Origin of the sequence: Mameliella sp. MMSF_3455 (genome assembly GCF_030733205.1) — a bacterium.
Taxonomy (GTDB): domain Bacteria; phylum Pseudomonadota; class Alphaproteobacteria; order Rhodobacterales; family Rhodobacteraceae; genus Antarctobacter.
The window spans coordinates 1-2,107 of the sequence record NZ_JASHJL010000101.1; the positions used below are offsets into that span (position 1 = coordinate 1).

Consider the following 2,107-nt stretch of genomic DNA (forward strand, 5'->3'; position numbering starts at 1 on the left):
CAAGATCTCTAGCGTGACCGACCGGCGTGGGCCAATCGTTTGCGCCTCAAAGGCTTGGAAACTACTGGATTCAACGGATTAGTGAAAAAGGCCGGCGCTGAATCAATAGCCGCTTAACAGTTCCTTTTTGTCCTCTCGCCGGGGTAAAGAAAAATACTTGGGCCGGGGTCCGAATTTCTCAGCGGGAACATCCGCTCAAAGCTTTTCTCAAAAGTCTGCTGAGAGACAAGCAAATCGTTTGGTGCAATATCGGCGCGTAAATGTGTCCGCGCGCGCTTCTCCCAATGAAGTTTCCGAATGTCATGCCGGTGCCGGTATGCGCTTGTCGATCGAATCTAACCAATGAGGAGGAAATCCGATGCCACTCAATTCATCAAACAGTCCAGCCACTGAGGTCGAGGTGCTCGGCACTCCTGGGGAAGATTTCCGGCGGGGATTGCCGGGGCTCGACACGCTGATCCGGGGCCTGGGCGGCGAAGACAAGCTCCTCGGTCAAGACGGCGACGACGTGCTGATTCCTGGCCCAGGCGGTGGCCCGGTTCGCGGCGGCGAAGGCGCGGATACCTATGTGTTCACGGAAGCCCGCCCAACGTCGATGCTCGACCTGAAGGACTTCAACCTAGCCGAGGGAGACAAGCTGGAGTTCCGCGGGATCTTTCAAGGCTTTGAATATGAGGGCGAAAAAAATCTGGCCGGACACGTGAGCGACTATTTTGGCTACCTTCGCCTTGTAAAGGACGGAACCTTGTCGCGGATCGAGATCGATCCTACCGGCAGCGGCACCGATTTCCAGGCAATCGCCATAATCCGGAACGGGCGCTCTCTGACGCTCGAAGACCTGTTCGACGCCGGCGCGATCAGAGTGACGCAAACCTTCCCGAATGTGATCGGCGAAGGCAACGACGTCCCGATCTTTTACCCGAATTCGAGAAGCGGTGCCGATCCGGAGGTGCTGACCGTGGATGGGACCGGCGATCTCTTCATCAACTTCGTGTCGAGCGAAACCAGCCTCGACAATGTGCTTGGGGTCTACCGCATTGAGGATGGCGAAATCGGCGAGACCCGAATCTTCGAGGATTTCGAACACAGCGGCCCGCAAAGTTTGGACGCGCTTTTTGGCGGAGTTGATCCGGGTGATCAGTTCGGCCTATTTCTTGTCAGTGACGGACAGTCGGATGACGCCCTCAACAGCTTTGCCATCGGCGCGCCTTGGGATATCTATTTCGGGTTTGACCCCGGAACAGGGTACCAGCACGACACATTGACCTGGGCGCCTCCATGTGGCCCGTTGGGCGGTCCAGAAGGACCAGTCTGCCCCCCCGGTGGAACCGTGATGTCTGAGATTCACCACGCGTTCGACGCCCCGCTGAACACTGATGTGTGGGAAGTAACGGTCGCTGCCATCGGCGGCTATCGCGGCGAGCAGTACCTGATTGGCTTCGAGGACTATGTTGGGCCCGAAAGCGACTTTGACTTCAACGATTACGTGATCTCGGTGGAGCGCTCTTCGTCGGTGCCGGTCGATTTGTCAGGCGAAACCGCTGGGGTCATCATCGACCTTGAGGAACAGGGGTACAATTATGCGGCAAAAGTTCTGCCGATCGGCGACTCGTTGACGGTTGGCGTCGGGGGAAGTGCTTCCGGTTTCCGCAAACCGCTGTTTGATGCGCTTCTGGAGAAGGGCGTTTTTATCGATTTTGTGGGTGAGAAACCACAGACTGTCAAAGGGGTAGACCTAGAGCATACCGGATACACCGGACGTCGGCTCGGTCTAAATCCAGATAATCCAGATCGTTCATTCATCCTCCAGACGGGACTCGAATCTGGCCTGGATGAGCAACTTAAAAAATTCGCTCCTGACGTCACGCTCTAATACGCTGGAATCAACGATATCCGTTTCAACATGCAGCATGACGCGGAGGCGCTGGAAAACATTCGTTTCACCGATATCAGCGGCAACATGGCGCTCTCTACCAATATCGAAAATGCAATCAACCAGTTCTCGGCAGTAACTGGTGAGAGCCAGCATCTTGAAGTGGTCCCATCTTTTCGGACAGGTTTGCAGCGTTTCTAAGGTGTATCGGGTTTAGGTTTCATGCTGCGTGTC

Annotated in this window: 2 protein-coding genes; both read left to right on the forward strand. The window is 55.7% G+C overall.

Annotation, left to right across the window (positions count from 1 at the left end):
• Window positions 1–358: 358 nt before the first annotated feature.
• Window positions 359–1,873 (forward strand): DUF4114 domain-containing protein, encoded by a 1,515-nt coding sequence (locus tag RBB42_RS28000; RefSeq protein WP_305972555.1) that lies wholly within the window; start codon window positions 359–361, stop codon window positions 1,871–1,873.
• A gap of 30 nt (window positions 1,874–1,903) precedes the next feature.
• Window positions 1,904–2,074, forward strand: a complete 171-nt coding sequence (locus RBB42_RS28005) for a hypothetical protein (protein WP_306043971.1) — start codon at window positions 1,904–1,906, stop codon at window positions 2,072–2,074.
• The last annotated feature ends 33 nt before the right edge of the window (window positions 2,075–2,107 follow it).

Coding starts and splice junctions, on each gene's coding strand:
- RBB42_RS28000 (WP_305972555.1), top strand. CDS start 359: ATGCCACTCAATTCATCAAACAGTCCAGCCACTGAGGTCGAGGTGCTC.
- RBB42_RS28005 (WP_306043971.1), top strand. CDS start 1,904: ATGCAGCATGACGCGGAGGCGCTGGAAAACATTCGTTTCACCGATATC.